Here is a 16571-nt window from a genome sequence, read left to right as displayed (position 1 = left end):
CCCTCCCCTAGACCTCGATCCCGAAGACGCCCTTGAGCGCGTACCCGACGGCCACCGACACCGCGAAGAAGACGACCAGCCAGTGGACGTTCAGGCCGAGCACGCGGAGATCGCGCGGCGGGTACTCGACGACGATGCGCTCGACGACCGAGTCCCGCGGGATCGGCGTCGCCGACGGATACAGGAACGCGTCCCACGTGCCCTCCCGCGCCGCGACCGCCCTCACCTTGCCGACGCGCTGCAAGGGCCCCACCGCGAGACTTCTCGTCAGACGGCCGCCGGGCGTCTCGAGGGTCAGCCGATGCTCCCCGGGAGTCTCCGCGAGGACGTTCCAGACGACCCGTCTTTCCGAATCCACCCGGAGCGGCCGCGACAGCACGCGCACACCAAGCGGTCCGCTCAGCGTCATCGGCGTCGTGGTGGGCGCGGCCCCCTCGCGGAGGTACGCGGTCACGCGGGTCGTTGCCCCCACGGGCACCGGCCCGTGTGCGTACCTGATGCCGAGCTGCACCATGATGAGAAGGACGGGAACCAGGAGAAACACGATGGGGCGCAGGGAGTGCCGAAGGTACACGAGGTTGTGCCGCGCGACCCCGCCGATGGCGAGGAACATCGCGCGCGGGTCGCTCCGGAAGATCCACATCTCCATGATGTGGGCCTTGAGCCGGTCCTTCGCCCGCGCGATCCTCGCCTGGTCGGACGCGCGGCCGAAGATGAGGAGCATGACCACGCCGGTCAACGCCGACACGACGAGAAGCCCGACGATCGGCGGAAACAGCTCGTACGGCCGCAGGAAGATGTCAAACGCCTTCGTGAGCGCGTTCTGGATCGTCTGCATCGGACCGCCTTACGAGATGTAGCCCAGGCCCTTGAGCTTCTCCTTCACCTCTTCCTCCGAGTCGGCCTCCTCGAGCTTCGCGATCTCCTTCTCGAGGGCGTGCGTGACGAACTCCTCGGGCGAGGAGTAGCCCGCGAGCTTCGCGTACTTCCTGACCTTCTCGAGCAGGTCCCTGTCGAGCCTGATGCCGCCTCCGCCGAACATGGCAGTTCCCTCCGCGGGCCGCGCTAGAACACCGGCCGGCCGACCATCCAGCTCATGGGCGGGACCCCGAACTCCGCGAGGATCGTCGGCGCGAGATCGTAGAGCGCCGGCCCCTCGCGCGCGATGGGCTTGTTCGCGAAGAGAACGCCCACCACGTGGCGGTAGTCCGAGCAGTGGTCGCCACTCCATTTCTTCGTGTTGTCGTCGAAGACGCGGACGCCGATCTTGCCCGTCGCCGACGCGTCCGAGCCGCGGTAGCCCCACGAGTAGCCGACGACGATGTCGGGCGCGTCCGGAGCGCACGGGCCGTGGTACTCGTCGCGCGTCTTGTACGCCGCCGACACGGCGCGCGCGCCGGACTTCGGGTCCACGAGCGCGTCGAGCTTCGCGGCGATCTCGTCCACGAGCGCGTTCGCCTCGACGCCCGGCGTCACGATGCCCCTCCCCTCCCTGCCGCGCAGGTTGAGGTACAGGCTGTTGATGCCGAACCCGTACGCCCGCGTCTGCGTCCAGTCCACGCCCGAGAGCCACTCGACCTCGTCGGGCCGCACGCCCGGTTTGAGCACGAGGTACCCCTCGTTCCACAGCCACGTGTTGAGATGGACCTCGCGGTACCACGGCGCGAACCCGTGGTCGGAGCAGACGAGGAGCGTCGTGTTCTCGTCCACCTTCTCGAGCGCCGTCGCAAGGACCTCGTCGAAGCGCACGTAGAGCTTGTCGAGGTACGTCGCGTACGCGGGATCCTCCGCCGGGTCGTACGCCGGGTGACTCGGGTCGCCGCAGCGCCACATGGAGTGCTGACACTGGTCGAGCGACGAGAAGTACATGTAGAGGCACCCGGTCTCGAACCGATCGAGCTCGTACCGGTACGCCCTCATGCGCTCATCGAAGACGATCTCGGCGAGCGCGACGAACTCGCGATTGCCGAAGACGCCGTTCTCGATCGCCTTCGTGTCCTCGGCCATGCCCTGCGTGTAGAAGGGCCCCAGCGCGTCCACGAGCTCGCGCCCGTACGAGGGCGGGTCGGTGATGGGGAGCGCCTGATCGGCCGGGTCGATCTGGACCGGGCTTGCGTACAGCACGAAGTCCGGCCGCACCGACTTCAGGAAGAACCTCACGATGCCCGGCACCTTCACGAGGCGCGGCACCATCTCGAACGCCACGGGGACGAACGGGCTGAACTCGCCCTCGGAGAGCAGGATCTCGCGACCCTGCAGGGAGATCATGATGACCGGGTTCTCGGGGTCCACGGTGATCCGGAACGGGACCGTCGCCTTCCGCTCCTGGTACGGGACCGCCCGCCCGGTGCGGCGCTCGATCGCATCGAAGTCCTTGAAGTCGTTCGGCGGGCCGTAGAGCTTCGCCTCGGCGACGACGCCGTCGAACGCGACGTGGTAGAAGTAGCCGCCGCCCGCGTCGTCTCCGCCCGTCGGCACGCTCGTCACGTAGTACGACGAGGTGCCGTAGGTGCCCAGGATGTCCGGCGTGCCCATGCCGGAGAGGCTCTTCACGAGCCCCCGCTCGCTCGGGACGGGCGGGAAGTTCGACGGGATGGCGAAGATGACCGAGGGGATGCCGGCCTTCTCGAGCACCTGCCAGAACGCCACCCCGCCCCGCAGATTCTCGACGCCGCCGCTCCTGAGCGGGAACACGTAGTCGGAAAGCGGCAGGCGGATCCGGTTCGGGACCTCGAGGCCGAGGACGCGCGTCTTCTTCGGGGCCGCCCTCGCCTCGGATATGGACAGGTACGGGAAGTACGACTCCCGCGTCCTGTGCACGAAGTCGAAGATGCCGTGCACGCCCGGGTCGGCGCCCGTGATGAAGTTCGACCACGCGACGGGGCTCTGCGGCGGGATGCTCGAGAGGAGCGGCCGATACCCGCCCGCGTCGGCGAGCATCCGGAAGTGCGGGAGCCTCCCCTGCGCCATCAGCCGCTCGGTGATCCGGTGGTCCATCCCGTCGATGCCGAGGATGATGACGCGCTTCGTGCGGGCTTCGTCCGACGCGGGCCGCACGCTCGCGAGCTCCGCGCGCTCCGCCTGCGTGAGCCGACCGTCGGTCGACGCGCCGGGGCCGCACCCGGCGACGAGGGCCGCGAGCGAGCACGCGAGCGCCGCCCCCAGCGCCGCGGCGCGCCTTGCGCGCGGTGCCCTGCCCCGCACACCCATCTCACGCACCCCCTTCGACGCCGCCCGGCTCCGGCTCCGAGAACACCGACCGGCCCTGCATGTGCTCCGGCGTCGGAACGCCGAACGCCTCGAGCACGGACGGACCGATGTCCATGAGCCGCGGCCGCGCCGCGAGCACCTTGCGGTTGCAGAAAAGGACGCCCGGCGCGAGCTTGTAGTCGATGCAGTGGTCGCCGCTCCACGCCTTCGTGTTGTCCTCGAACACCGCGTCCGCCGACTTCCCGACCGCGCCGTCCCACGACGCGCGGTAGCCCACGTTGTAGCCGATGATGAGGTCGGGCGCGTTTTCGGCGTACGGCCCGTTCATCATCGCGGCGACGTCGTAGACCGACGTGATGGCGGTCTCGCCGGTGACGGGGTCCTTGAGTCCCTCGAGCTTCGCCCTGAGCTCCCGCTTCAGCGCGCTCACCTCGTCCCTCGCGACGACGCCCTTCGCCTCGCGGCCCTTCCGGTTGAGGTAGACGCCGGAGAGCCCCAGCTGGTACGCGCGCGTCCGCGACCAGTCCACGCCGGCGAGGTACTCGCCGACCGCGCCGTCGGCCGCGGCCATGTACCCGTTCTCGATGAACCACCGGTTGAGGTTCACGCCTCGGCGGAAGGACTTGAACCCGTGGTCCGAGATGACCATGAGGAGGGTCTTCTCGTCCACGCGCTCCATGACGCGCGCGAGGAGCTTGTCCATGCGGACATAGAGCTCCTCGATCGCGCCCCGGTGCGCCGTCGTGTCCTTCCCGCGGTTGGCGGGGTGTCGGTCGTCGAGGTACCGGAAGAACGCGTGCTGGATGCGGTCCGTCGCGTCGAACACGACGACCGTGAGGCCGCCGCGGTTCTTCGCTAGCGAGTTCAGGAACATCCTCTCGCGCTCGTCGTGGATGAGGTACGTCTGCTCGAGGAACGCCGCCTCGGAAAGGACGCGCTCGTTGAGCGCCCAGGTGTCCTCGGCCAGACCGAGCGTCGCGTAGGGCCCCTGGAGCTTCGCCAGGTACTCCGCGAACATGCCCGGCTCCGAGATGGGCATCGCCGGGCTTGCCGGGTCGATGTTGATGGGCGTGACGTAGAGCTCGAAGTGCGGCGCGACGCTCGTCACGTAGAGGCGCACGATGCCCTTCACCTTCACGGCGAGCCCGGGGCGGAAGGTCACGGTGATCCAGTCGGAGTACTCCCGAACCGCGAGCGAGAGCTCGTTCCCGCCGAAGTCGAGCCACACGCGGTTGCCGCCCTCCTCGACGCGCGCGATGAACGGAACCGTGAGCTCCTCATGCTCCTCGGTGAACGGGTTGGCCGGCCCGGGCAGCTCGCCAACGACGACGTCGCCGTGGCGCTCGACGAGAAGCACCTCGCCGCCCGTGTGCTTCCGGGCCCTCTCGGCGTCCGTCGTGAAGAACGTGAAGCTCCCCTGCGACCCGCGGAGGTCGGGCACGCACATCGCCGAGAGCATGACGCCGTTTCGCAGCCGCTCGGGCGGGAACGTGATGGGGACGCGGAGCACGTGGCACGGGACGAGCGCGTCGTCGAGCGCGCTCCAGAACGTGCGGCTCTTCCGCATGAGGCGGATGGAGGGCTTGCCGAGCGGGACGCGGTAGCGGCCGAGGCGGAGCGTCCGGCTCGGGTTCGTGATGCGCGTGGACGACAGGAGCGGCAGGTAGGTCCGCTCGTCGCGCCCGAGGAAGTCGAAGATGTTGTGGCGCGACGCGTCCACGCCCGTCGCGAACGTGGACCACGCGACCGGCGACATCGAGGGGCACGAGGTCTCAAGCGGGAGGAACGAACCCTCCGCGGCGAGGGCGCTGAAGTGCGGGAGCTTCCCCTCGTTCATGAAGCGCGTGACGAGCACGGGGTCGAGGCCGTCGAGGCCGAGCACGATCGCGCGCCGGACCGACGCCTTGCCGCGGAGCCGGCGCCCGCGCGCCGCGCGCCCGAGGGCGCGGAACGGCCACGAGACGAGCGACGCCAGCGCGAGGAAGAACGCGATGAGCACGACGCCGAGCGAGCCCACGACGGCGAACCCGGCGCCCGGACCTACGTAGGCGTGCGCCGCGGCCGGGTGCAGAACGGCCGCGGTGACCGCGGCCGCGATGAGAGCTGGTTTCCGGACTCGGCGCATCGCCTCTCTGCCTAGACCGCGCCCCCGACCTGGGCCGTGTCTCCACTATAACCCCGCCGCCAGCGGGCCTCAAGAGGTGGTCTCGACGTCCCCTTCCACCCCCAGATGCGCCTTCCGCTCCTCGGCGAGCAGGAACTCGCGGTACACCGCCGACCGCGCCACGAGCTCGTCGTGCGTCCCGTGGTCCACGAGCCGCCCGTTGTCGAGCACGAGGACCGTGTCCGCCAGGCGGATGGTCGAGAGCCGGTGCGACACCACGAAGCAGATGACGTCCCCGAACTCCTCGTCCAGCCGCGACCAGAACCGCGCCTCGTTGTGCGCATCGAGCGCCGCCGTGCAGTCGTCGAGCAGGAGCACGCGCGGCTTCCCCGCGAGCGCCCTCGCGATCGCGATGCGCTGCTTCTGCCCGCCCGAGACGAGCGCGCCCTTCTGCCCCACGACGGTCGAGACGCCGCCCGGGAGCGCCGCCAGGTCGGCGTCCATCTGCGCGACCGACAGGCAGTGCCTCGCCCACACCCCCGGGTCGCCATCCGGCCTGCGGTCGAAGAGCACGTTGTCCTCGATGCTCTGCGAGAAGAGGAGCGCCTCCTGCGGAACGTACCCGAGCGACCTGCGGTACGAGTCCCAGTCGCACTCCCCGAGGGGTCTGCCGTCCACGAGGATCCGCCCCTCGGTCGGGCCCATGATGCCCGCGAGGAGCTTGAGGACGGTGGACTTCCCGCACGCGACCGGGCCGACGACGGCCACGCGCGTGCCCGCCTTCGCCCGGAACGACACGCCGTCGAGGTTCTTCCGCGACCCATCGTACGAGAACGACACGCCGTCGAACGCGATCTCGCCGACGCCCTCGAGCGGCGCGCCGGCCGGCCGCTTCTCGACGACCGGGAACGTCCGCACCTCCTCCACGCGGTCGATGGACACGAACGCCTGCTGTCCGGTCATGAACACGAACGGCACGTCCATCATGGGGCCGGTCAGCATGTCGAGATACACGTAGAACGCGTAGATGGTCCCGATGGTGAGCTCGCCGCGGATGACGAGGAACCCGCCGTACGCGATGACGACCATCTGGCACACGCGTGCCGCGAAGTTGTCGAGCGAGAACATGACGATCTGGAGCTTCACGAGCCCCAGGAGGGTCTCGAGCCGCTCCCTCAGGATGTCGGACAGCCGCCCCGACTGCGCGCGCTCCGCGCTGAACGCCTTGACGATCCGGATGCCCGTGAAGACGGACTCGAGCAGGTTGTTCGTCTTCGAGACCGACTGCTGCGCCGCCTCCATGTAGTGGCGCATCCGGTGCCGGAGCCCGTAGAAGATCCACATCATGATGGGGAGCGGGATCACCGAGAGCGCCGTGAGCTTCGGACTCATGACGACCATGGCGACCACGCAGAAGATGAGGCGCGAGCCGGACTCGACCGCGCGGAAGATGCCCGAGCAGCCGAACCACGCGACCTTCGGGAACTCGTTGAGGTCGTCCGTGAGGCGCGTGACGACGTCGCCGGTCAGGAACCGGTGGTGGAATCGGTAGTCCTTGTTCATGATCTCGGCGAAGACGTCGTCGCGGATGTCGCGCTCGAGGCGCGCGTTCATCATGGCGCGCGCCGCCGGGTAGAGGCGCGCGACGAAGTTGCCGACGAGGATGACCAGGAGCGCGAGCATGACGCGGCCGACGTCGGCCGCCGCGCCCGCCTCGAACACGCCCGCCACCCGGTCGAGCACCCAGCGGAACACGAGCGGATACGCGACCGCGACGGTCGTCGAGACGAGCGTGAAGAACGCGAGCGCGACGAGGATGTGCCGGTGCGGCCGCCAGTAGCGCCACAGCCACCGGACGTGCTCCCGGAACGAGAGCCTCGGGGCCTCGCGGTCGATCCTGCCTCCCGCTGTCGCGTCAGCGTTCATCGTGCTCCGCTCGCGGCGGCCGGCGCCGCCGCGCCTCCTACCTGAACATCGCCTTCACCGATCCCCACGTCGTCGGCTCGACGGGCGAAGGGGCGCCCTCGAGGAGGAACGGGAAGCCCTGCTGAGTGTGTGTCACCCCGTCGGCCGCCTGTGCCCAGACGCTGCCGTTGAACTGCAGGGCGTTGCCGGTCGTCGTCTCGCCCGTGATCGAGATGGGCGGCGCGAACGGGCCCGAGGCGAGCGAGCCCCCGGACTTCCAGGCGATCCAGTAGACGCCCGGCCCGAGCGTGACGGGAGTCGGCAGGTCGCACCGGTTCAGCATGATGGGCCGCGCGTTGTTCCCGCTCGTCGTCTCGTACACCCGATAGCACTGGAGCCACTCGCTCGACGTGAGACGGTTCGTGGTGAGGTCCCCGTACACGACGTCCGCTCCGGGCGATCCCGGAACGTCATCGAAGATCTCGAAGCGGACCTCGGTGATCGTGGACGGGCTCGTGGGCGCGTTGGTCTGGTACGCGAAGAAGAGGACGGCGCTCACCGTCCACCCGCACGTCGGGACCTCGAAGTCGTCGGCGATCACGAAGACGCCGGTGGTCTGGTGGTTGAAGCCGAGTGTGTTCATCCCGAGGGACGTGTCCTGGCAGCGCGACTCGTCCGCCCCCCCGTAGCCGGTCGCAGGGCTGTTTACCACCGGGCCGTTGTCGTGCAGCACGCTCGCGGGGAGCATGGCCGCCACGAGAACCATCACATGGAGGAGCATCGCACGCTCCTTCCTGTGTTCTCCCGTTCCGCCGGCGCGGCCGGGACTACGTCGTCCCCGCCTGCGCCGCAAACTGCAGGTCGAAGAGGTCGCGGTAGATCCCGTCCTTCGCGTACAGCTCGTCGTGCGTGCCCTCCTCGACGAGCCTGCCCTCGTGGAGCACGAGGATGCGGTCCACCGTCGTGATGGTCGCGAGGCGGTGCGCCACGATGAGCGAGGTCCGCCCCGCGAGCACGTGCTCAAGCGAGTCCTGCAGCCTTCGCTCGGTCGCCGGGTCCACCGACGAGGTCGCCTCGTCGAGCACGAGGATGTCGGGGTCGTTCACGATGGCGCGCGCGAAGCACAGGAGCTGGCGCTCGCCCATCGAGAGGTTCGCGCCGCCCTCGGAGAGCTCGGTCTCGTACCCTTGCGGCAGCCGCCTCACCATCCCGTCCGCCTGCGCGACCCGCATCGCGCGCTCGAGCGCCTCGTCCGAGATGTCGTCCCGGAGAACCTTGAGGTTCTCGCGGAGGCTCCCCGGGAACAGGTGGATGTCCTGGAGCACGAGCCCCGTCTTCTGCCGCCACGCCCGCTGCCGGTACTCCCGGATGTCCACGCCGTCGAGCGTCACCCGGCCGCTCGACGCCTCGTAGAACCTGAGCAGGAGGTTCGTGACCGTCGTCTTCCCGCCACCCGACAGCCCGACCAGCGCGACCTTCTGCCCGCGCGGGATGCGGAAACTCACGCCCTTGAGCGCCTGCGCGCCCCCGTCGTACGAGAAGGCGACGTCCTCGAACGCGATCTCCCGCCAGTCCGCGGGCACCGTCTCGATGGCGTCCGGCAAATCGGGCGTCCGCGACGGCGTGTCGAGCACGCCGAACACGCGGTCGGCCGACGCGAACGCCTGCTGGATGAAGTCGAGCTGCTCGGAGAACTGCACGAGCGGGAAGAAGAGCCGCCTCGCGTACTCGATGAAGAGCACGAGCGTGCCGACGGTCATCACGACGCCGAAGTGGTGCCGCGCGCCGATCCAGATGATGAGCATGATCGCCGCGATCTCGATCGACGAGAACGCGCCCCAGAACGCGTACTCGCGGAGATACACGCGCGTCTCGCGCGAGTACTTGTCGCGGTTGAGGCGCACGAGGTCCATCTTCGCCTTCTCGGTGTACCCGTAGATCTGGAGGATCGGGATCCCCTGGATGTACTCGACGAGGAACGCCGAGATCCGCGCGAAGAGCTTCCGGATGGTCCGAAACGCCCGCCGGATGTACCGCAGGAAGAAGTACGTCGCGAACACGATCGGCGCCATGAACACGAGGATCGCAACCGTCACGGCGGGGTTCGCGAGGAGCATCACGGTGAGCGTGCCGCCCAGAAGCACGGCGTTCCGCACGAGCGTCATCGCGACGTCGGAGAAGAGCTGCCTGAGGCGCTCGACGTCGCTCTCGACGCGCGCCATGAGACGGCCAGGCGGGTTCTTGTCGAAGTACCCGAGCGACAGGCCCATGAGGTGCGAGAACGCGCGCTCGCGCAGGCCCATCACGACCGCGAGGCCGACCTTCGAGACGAGGACGATCTGGAAGTACGCGGCGACCATCCCCACCGCGTAGAGGCCCGCGTAGAGGAGCCCCATGGCGAGCACGCCGCGCGCGTTGCTCGCGGGGATGTCCGTGTCGAGCACGCGCCGGATGATGAGCGGGCCGCCGAGCTCGGCGGCGACCGTCACCAGAAGGAGGAGCGCGGACCAGACGAGCGTCCGGACGTGCGGACGCAGGAGCGGAAGGAGCCGCCCGAGCATCGCCCGGAGCGGGATCCGCTTGACCTCCGTCTCGTCCTCTTCGATGAGGATGTCGTCCCAGTGCATCGTCGCACGCCTCGGCGCGGCCCGTCCGCCGTCCCGCGGGCCGCGGCATGGCCCTCGCGGGCCCGCCCCATCGGGGCGGACCTTACCATCGTCGTCCCTGTGCGGGAATCGCGAAGAAGAAGCCGGGCGGCGCGGCTGGTGGGGATTCTACGGGAGCGCCGGGGCGGGACGCAAGCGGTATTCCGGCCGACGATCCCGGCCGGATGCCGACGGTCCGGCCGCTACGCGAGGCTCCCCTCGACGATCCCGGCGAGCTTCGTGATGTCGAGGTCGGGCGGCGCGGCCCTGAGCGACCAGAAGAACGCGTCGTCCCAGGTGTGCGCGCCGGTGAGGTTGGTCCGCCCGAAGAGCTGGGGCTCTCTGATGGTCCCCTTCATGTCGAAGCCGTGGTGCCCGACCACCACGAGGTCGGCCGCGTTCGGCGTCTCGGGCCCGGAGTAGATCTCGTCGCGCTCGAACACGCGCTCGACGACGGGCCTTCCCTCCCAGCGAAGCTTGGAGAGACCGGCCTTGATCTCGGCGGCGACGGCGCGGGCGTCGGCGTCGTCCACGCTCCCCTTCGGGAAGCGGCCCTTCCGATGCACGAAGACGCGCCCGGGGTCGAGCACGAACGCCTTCGACGACGGCGCGATGTCGTCGAGCGAACCGGGCGGGTCCTTCTCGAACGCGAGATACCCGTTCTCGACGAGCCACCGCGCGACGCGCACCTCCTGCACGATGCCGGTGAACCCGTGGTCGGAGAGCAGGAAGAGCCCCTCGCCCTCCTCGTCGCGCCCCGAGTCCCTCGCGAACCTCGCGGCGAGCTCGCCGACGAACGCGTCCACCTTGCGGTAGTAGTCGAGGAACGCGCCGTGGTGCGGATGCGACGCGTCGTCAAGCGCGTTCCACAGGTAGTGGTGGAGCCTGTCGGTGCCCGTCACGACCACCTCGAAGAGGTCCCACGGCTCCTTCCAGAAGTGGTCCACGGCGCTCCGTCGCCGCTCGAGCGTCGAGTCGAGCGCGCCGATGAGGTACGCGTGGTCGCCGCGCGCCCGCGCGGTGTCGATGTCGATCTCGTAGCCCATCTTCTCGAGCGGCGCGAGCGCCGTCGGGGGCCAGACGGCCTTCCGGAGCGAGATGGCGACGAACCCCGAGACCAGCACCCCGGGGATCTCGCGCGCCGGGTACGTCGAGGGCTGGTTGATGACGACGGAGCGCTTGCCCCGTTCCCCCAGACGGTCCCACAGCGTGGGGACCCTGAGGTCGCGGAAACCCGGGAACCGAAGCTCGTACGACCCGGGCTTGAGGTCCACGAACCCGAAGATGCCGTGCGTGCCGGGATTCGCGCCCGTCATGAACGAGGGCCACGAGACCGCGGAGATCTCGGGGAGCGTCACCTTCATCTTCGAGAGGTGGCCGAGCAGGAGCAGCCGCGCGGTGTTGGGCATCACGCCCTCGGCCGCGAGCCGCACGAGGAGCGCGTGCGGCACGCCGTCGAGTCCGATGACGAGCGTCCGCTTCGACTTCCGGCTGAAGAGCCCCACGAGCGCCTCCGGTCGAACCCCCATCCAGCGGTCCGCAGCTCACTTCACGAGCGTGACCTGCCCCCGCGCCTCGCGCCCGCATGCCGAGAGACGCACGAAGTACACGCCGCTTGCGACCTCGGCGCCCGCGTCGTCGCGCCCGCGCCAGACGACCGAGTGCGCGCCCGCGACCCTCGGCCCGTCCACGAGCGTGGCGACGCGCCGCCCGTCCACGGAGCGGACGTCGAGCGTCACGCGGCAGGCCCGCGGGAGCTCGAACGAGATGTGCGTCTCCGGGTTGAACGGGTTCGGGCTCGCGTGCCGGAGCCGGACCGCGAACTCGCCATCCGCGACGCCTGTCTCGCGCGGGGTGAGCACGACCGTCGAGACCGAAAGCGGCGCGACCGACTCGACCGCGACCACCGCGCTGCCGTCGGGCAGCCGCCGCACGAGCGTTCCGCCCTCGACGTCGTAGTCCGCCTCCGGGTCCGCCGGAACGTAGTGCCGGACGCCGTGCCAGGTCTCGCGGTGCTGGTTGGTCACGCTCGACGTGATGACGCCGCCTCCGTCCGTCTGCACCGAGAACGTGAGATTCCCGAGGTCCCACGGCGTCTCGGTGCTCCGGTAGCCGTCGCCGTCGGTGTCGGCCGTGAAGAAGGCGACGTCGGTGCCGTCCACCTGCACCCACCGCCAGCAGACGCGGCTTCCGTACGGACCGCGCGACGCGGGCGGCTCAACGGCGTCCGCCGGATCAGCGGGACCGGCCTTGTCCTCGCCCTCGGCCTTCCCGAGCGCGGACGTCTGCACGTGCAGCGGGAAGCCGGGGAACGCCACGTCCCGGCCCCAGTCGCTGCCGCTTGCGTAGTCGTCGCGGCCGAACGAGTTGGAGCCGGTGTTCCTGTAGGTCTCGAACCGGTGCGTGTGGCCGGCAAGCGCGAGAGCGAAGCCGCCGCTCGTCATGAGGTCGCGTACGGCGGCGGTGTTCGTCGTGTTCCACACCCACCGGTCGTAGTTCGGCCCGTGCATGAGAAGGAACCGCGGGTGGCCCGAAGACCCAGGGCCCGCGAGGTCGGACTGGATCCAGGTGAGCCCCTCGGTGGACGGCCCGTGGCAGCGGTAGAGCTGAAGGAGCCCGTGGTCGTACTGCGTCGTGACCCCGTAGAACCGCGCGCCGCCCAGCGTCACGACCGAGTTCTCGAACCGGTTGATCTCCTGGAAGTACCGCATCGGCCCGCCCGAGTTGTAGCTCTCCCCGTTGTTGTAGTAGTCGTGATTGCCGGGAACCACGTACACGGGCACGCGGAGTCCCGCCACCGCGCCGAGGAACTGCGACGGCCAGTCGTGTCCCGCGTTCTGGTCGTCGCAGAGGTCGCCGGTGATGACGACGAGCTCAGGGTTCAGGAAGTTGGCCTCCCTCACGAACGCCTGCAGCCGCGCAAGCGACGAGTACGCGCTCCCCACGTACCCCACGTGCGCGTCGGTGGCGTGGAGGAAGCCCCAGCTCCCCGGGTACGCGTCGTACACACGGACGGCCGACACGGACGCGTAGGATGTTCCCGAAAGGCCGATCGAGATGCCGTAGAAGCCCGCGGGCGTGCCGGCGGGAAGTTGGAGCACGATCTCCTGGACGGTCGAGAGCCCCGTCGCGTAGAGCATCACGTCGAGGTCGTTGCCGGGGACGATCGAGCGCGCGGTGATCGAGACCGTGGTGACGGCGTGCTGCGCGCCGTCGTCGGCAGCGAGCGAGGCCGTCACGTCGCCGACGGCGAAGGTCCCGCCGAGGGCAACGTACGCGGTGAAGGACTCGCCGGGCGTGCGCAGCGCCGGCTGCCCCAGCCTCGGCGCGAGAAGCTCATCGGAGAACCAGGGGCCGGCCGCGGCGGACGCCGCGCTGAGAGCGAGCGCGGCGACGACCGCCGCGAAGACCGCCGACCCCGCCACGAACGGACGACGCGTGCGCATGATGCTCCTCCTCTGGCGCGAGGCACAGCACCCGGGCGCCGCATCGATTGTACCACGAGAACGGGCCTACCCCTCCACCCCCGAATCCCGCAGGGCGCGGGCGAGCGTCTCGGGGTTCATCTCGTAGTCCTCGAGCGTGCCGGCCAGGTACGCGTCGTACGCGGCCATGTCGAAGTGCCCGTGCCCCGAGAACCCGACGACGATGGTCTTCGCCTCGCGCGCCTCACGGCACCGCACGGCCTCGTCCACGGCGGCCTTGAGGGCGTGCGACGTCTCCGGCGCGGGCACGATGCCCTCGGTCCGCGCGAACAGGAGCGCGGCCTCGAACACCTCGTTCTGCGAGTAGGCGACGGGCTCGACGATCCCCTCCTTCACGAGGAGGCTCAGGATGGGCGAGTCGCCGTGGTACCGCAGCCCGCCGGCGTGGATGCGCGGCGGCACGAACGCGTGACCCAGGGTGTACATCTTCACGAGCGGCGCCATCTTCGCGGTGTCGCCGTAGTCGTACGCGAAGACGCCCTTCGTGAGCGTCGGGCACGCCTTCGGCTCGACGGCGACAAGCCGCACCTTCGATCCTGCGGCCTTGTCGCGCACGAACGGGAGCGCGAGGCCGCTGAAGTTGCTGCCGCCGCCCACGCAGCCGATGACGACGTCCGCCTTCTCGCCGGCAAGCGCGAGCTGCTTCTTCGTCTCGAGCCCGATGACGGTCTGGTGCAGGAGGACGTGATTGAGCACGCTCCCGAGCGCGTACTTCGCGTCGTCGTGCGTCGCCGCGTCGAAGACCGCCTCGCTGATCGCGATGCCGAGCGAGCCGGGGCAGTCGGGGTCGGCCTCGAGGATTCTCCGCCCGATGTCGGTCTGCGGGCTCGGGCTGGGGAACACGTCCGCGCCCCAAATGCGCATGAGCGACCGGCGATACGGCTTCTGCTCGTAGCTCACCTTCACCATGTAGACCGTGCAGTCCAGCCCGAAGCAGTTGCACGCGAACGAGAGCGCGCTCCCCCACTGCCCCGCGCCCGTCTCGGTCGTGAGGCGCTTCACGCCGGCCTTCTTGTTGTAGTAGGCCTGCGGAACGGAGGTGTTGGGCTTGTGGCTGCCCGCGGCGCTCACCCCCTCGTTCTTGTAGTAGATCCGCGCCGGCGTCCTGAGCTCCGCCTCGAGACGCCGCGCGCGCACGAGCGGGCTCGGCCGCCACAGCGAGTAGATCTCGAGCACCTCCTCGGGGATCGCGATCTCGGGCTCCCGCGAGACCTCCTGCATGATGAGGTCCATCGGGAAGAGCGGTTCGAGGTCGCCGGGGCCGAGCGGCTGCCGCGTCTGCGGATGAAGCGGCGGATCGAGCGGCCGCGGCAGGTCGGGGGCCACGTTGTACCAGGCCCTCGGGATGTCCTTCTCGCTCAGGATGATCTTCCGTGCGTCCATGTGTCCCTCCCTGGAAACCTCGCCAGTTTGACCTCGCAGAGCTCCTCGACGCCCTCCAGCGAGGCGAGCGTCTCGGGCGCCGCCGCGTCGCCGAGCGAGATGACCATGATGGCCCGCTCGCCCACGACCTCGCGCCCGACTTCCATCCGAGAGATGTTGAGACCCGCGCGACCGAGCAACGTGCCGACGCGCCCGACGACGCCCGGCTCGCAGACGGCCCGCGCGTCGAACCAGCACACGACGACGTCGCCGCTCGGCGGCAGGTCCACCTCGAACCCGTCCACCTCGGTGATCCGCGCGCCCGCGCGGCCGAGCAGCGTGCCCGAGAGCGTCCGCGCCCGACCGTCCCCGCCGCACGCGGTGACCAGGCTCGTGTACGCGCCGCACTCGGTGGTCCGCGACTCCGTCACGCGGATGCCGCGCCTCTTCGCGACAGCGCGCCCGTTGACCAGGTTCACCTGGTCGCCCTCGACGGACGCGAGAAGCCCTTTGAGGAACGCCGACGTCGCGATCTCGGTGCGGTAGCGGCCGAGCTCGCCGCCGAACCGCACCTCGACCCCGCCGAGCGGAAGCCCGAAGAGCTGGGTGAACGCGCTTCCCATCGCCTCGGCAAGCGGCAGGAAGGGCCGCACGAACGCCATGGTCTCGCTGTCCGGAAGCGGCATGTTGAGCGCGTGCTTCGGGAGCCGCCCGCCGAGCGCCTCGACGACCTGCTCGGCGACCGTGACGCCGACGCGCGCCTGCGCCTCCTCCGTCGAGCCGCCGAGGTGCGGCGTCACGATGACCTGCGGGAACGAGAAGAGCGGGTGCGTCGTGAGCGGTTCGTGGTCGAACACGTCCACGCCGGCCGCGGCGACGCGGCCCGAGCGCAGCGCGTCCACGAGCGCGTCCTCGCTCACGATGCCGCCGCGCGCGCAGTTGACGACGCGGAGCCCAGGTCGCGCGAGCGCAAGCTCACGCGCGCCGACCATCCCGTAGGTCTCGTCTGTCTTCGGCGTGTGCACGCTCAGGTAGTCGGCCCGGCGCACCAGCTCGTCGAGCGTCTCGGCGCGCTCGGCGCCGAACGCCTCGAATCGCTCGAGCGCGATGTACGGATCGTACGCGACCACCTTCATCCCGAACGCCGCGGCCCGCACCGCGACCATCGAGCCCACGCGCCCCAGACCGACGATGCCGAGCGTCTTCCCGAAGAGCTCGACCCCGTGCCGGCCCGGCTTCGGCCACTCGCCGCCCTTGAGCGCGGCGTCCGAGGCCGGGAGGTCGCGCGCGAGCGCGAGCATGAGGGCGAGCGTGTGCTCCGCGGCGGAGACGATGTTGCTCTCCGGCGCGTTCACGACCATCACGCCGCGTTCCGTGGCGTACGCGACGTCGATGTTGTCCACGCCGACGCCCGCCCGCCCCACGACGCGCAGGCGCGGCGCGCGGTCGAGGAGCTCGCGGTCCACGAGCGTGTGGCTCCGCACGACGAGGCCGTCGCAGCGGGCGACGCGGTCGAGAAGCTCGGCGCGGGAGGCGCACGGAGCGGCGTCCGCCTCGAGCGAGGCGGAGAGCACGGCCATCCCCTCGTCGGAGATGCGCTCGGTCACGAGAACGCGCACGGCTGCTCTTCCTTCGTGAGCGCGGGCGCCGCGGACGCGACTGCGACGACGGCCGGCGCGAGCGTGACGAGCCAACGGGCATGCGAGCGTGTCATCCTCGTCCCCTCCTCGTGGGCGGCCGCCCGGGGTGGGCGGCCATGTCGGGGCGAAGATGAGCAAGTTCCGTACCGACGAAACACGAGGCCGCAGGCCCCGAAGATTGACACGCTTCAGAGCCTGCGGCCTATGGCGGCACGGGGGC

Annotated in this window: 11 protein-coding genes; all 11 read right to left on the bottom strand. The window is 70.0% G+C overall.

The features are described from left to right. Positions 1–7: 7 nt before the first annotated feature. Entirely contained in the window at positions 8–838 is an 831-nt protein-coding gene (locus tag FJY74_03270) for a hypothetical protein (GenBank protein MBM3307323.1), read from the bottom strand. Between the two features lie 9 nt (positions 839–847). Further along, positions 848–1042: a hypothetical protein gene (locus tag FJY74_03265; protein ID MBM3307322.1), complete on the bottom strand. Its 195-nt coding sequence runs from the start codon at positions 1040–1042 to the stop codon at positions 848–850. Positions 1043–1065: 23 nt separating this feature from the next. Beyond that, positions 1066–3204, bottom strand: coding sequence for an alkaline phosphatase family protein (locus FJY74_03260; GenBank protein ID MBM3307321.1), 2139 nt, complete (start codon positions 3202–3204; stop codon positions 1066–1068). Between the two features lie 7 nt (positions 3205–3211). Beyond that, positions 3212–5335 (bottom strand): alkaline phosphatase family protein, encoded by a 2124-nt coding sequence (locus tag FJY74_03255; GenBank protein MBM3307320.1) that lies wholly within the window; start codon positions 5333–5335, stop codon positions 3212–3214. A gap of 69 nt (positions 5336–5404) precedes the next feature. Then, positions 5405–7240 (bottom strand): ABC transporter ATP-binding protein, encoded by a 1836-nt coding sequence (locus FJY74_03250; GenBank protein MBM3307319.1) that lies wholly within the window; start codon positions 7238–7240, stop codon positions 5405–5407. Positions 7241–7277: 37 nt separating this feature from the next. Then, complete coding sequence (locus FJY74_03245; protein ID MBM3307318.1) at positions 7278–8000, bottom strand: hypothetical protein; 723 nt, start codon at positions 7998–8000, stop codon at positions 7278–7280. 46 nt (positions 8001–8046) lie between these two features. Further along, positions 8047–9846, bottom strand: a complete 1800-nt coding sequence (locus FJY74_03240) for an ABC transporter ATP-binding protein (GenBank protein ID MBM3307317.1) — start codon at positions 9844–9846, stop codon at positions 8047–8049. Positions 9847–10067: 221 nt separating this feature from the next. Then, positions 10068–11369 carry an alkaline phosphatase family protein gene (locus FJY74_03235; GenBank protein ID MBM3307316.1) on the bottom strand — a complete coding sequence of 434 codons (1302 nt, stop codon included), beginning with the start codon at positions 11367–11369 and terminating at the stop codon, positions 10068–10070. Between the two features lie 39 nt (positions 11370–11408). After that, positions 11409–13310, bottom strand: coding sequence for a metallophosphoesterase (locus FJY74_03230; GenBank protein ID MBM3307315.1), 1902 nt, complete (start codon positions 13308–13310; stop codon positions 11409–11411). A 66-nt stretch (positions 13311–13376) separates the two neighbouring features. Then, entirely contained in the window at positions 13377–14732 is a 1356-nt protein-coding gene (locus FJY74_03225; GenBank protein ID MBM3307314.1) for a TrpB-like pyridoxal phosphate-dependent enzyme, read from the bottom strand. Further along, positions 14708–16291, bottom strand: coding sequence for a phosphoglycerate dehydrogenase (locus tag FJY74_03220; GenBank protein MBM3307313.1), 1584 nt, complete (start codon positions 16289–16291; stop codon positions 14708–14710). Before FJY74_03220 ends, FJY74_03225 begins: the two co-directional genes overlap by 25 nt. Positions 16292–16571: the final 280 nt, after the last annotated feature.

Source organism: Candidatus Effluviviaceae Genus I sp., assembly GCA_016867725.1.
Taxonomy (GTDB): domain Bacteria; phylum Joyebacterota; class Joyebacteria; order Joyebacterales; family Joyebacteraceae; genus VGIX01.
This window is presented reverse-complemented; position numbering and strand designations above follow the sequence as displayed.

Coding starts and splice junctions, on each gene's coding strand:
- FJY74_03220 (MBM3307313.1), bottom strand. CDS start 16,291: ATGGCCGTGCTCTCCGCCTCGCTCGAGGCGGACGCCGCTCCGTGCGCC.
- FJY74_03270 (MBM3307323.1), bottom strand. CDS start 838: ATGCAGACGATCCAGAACGCGCTCACGAAGGCGTTTGACATCTTCCTG.
- FJY74_03265 (MBM3307322.1), bottom strand. CDS start 1,042: ATGTTCGGCGGAGGCGGCATCAGGCTCGACAGGGACCTGCTCGAGAAG.
- FJY74_03250 (MBM3307319.1), bottom strand. CDS start 7,240: ATGAACGCTGACGCGACAGCGGGAGGCAGGATCGACCGCGAGGCCCCG.
- FJY74_03230 (MBM3307315.1), bottom strand. CDS start 13,310: ATGCGCACGCGTCGTCCGTTCGTGGCGGGGTCGGCGGTCTTCGCGGCG.
- FJY74_03255 (MBM3307320.1), bottom strand. CDS start 5,335: ATGCGCCGAGTCCGGAAACCAGCTCTCATCGCGGCCGCGGTCACCGCG.
- FJY74_03245 (MBM3307318.1), bottom strand. CDS start 8,000: ATGCTCCTCCATGTGATGGTTCTCGTGGCGGCCATGCTCCCCGCGAGC.
- FJY74_03225 (MBM3307314.1), bottom strand. CDS start 14,732: ATGGACGCACGGAAGATCATCCTGAGCGAGAAGGACATCCCGAGGGCC.
- FJY74_03240 (MBM3307317.1), bottom strand. CDS start 9,846: ATGCACTGGGACGACATCCTCATCGAAGAGGACGAGACGGAGGTCAAG.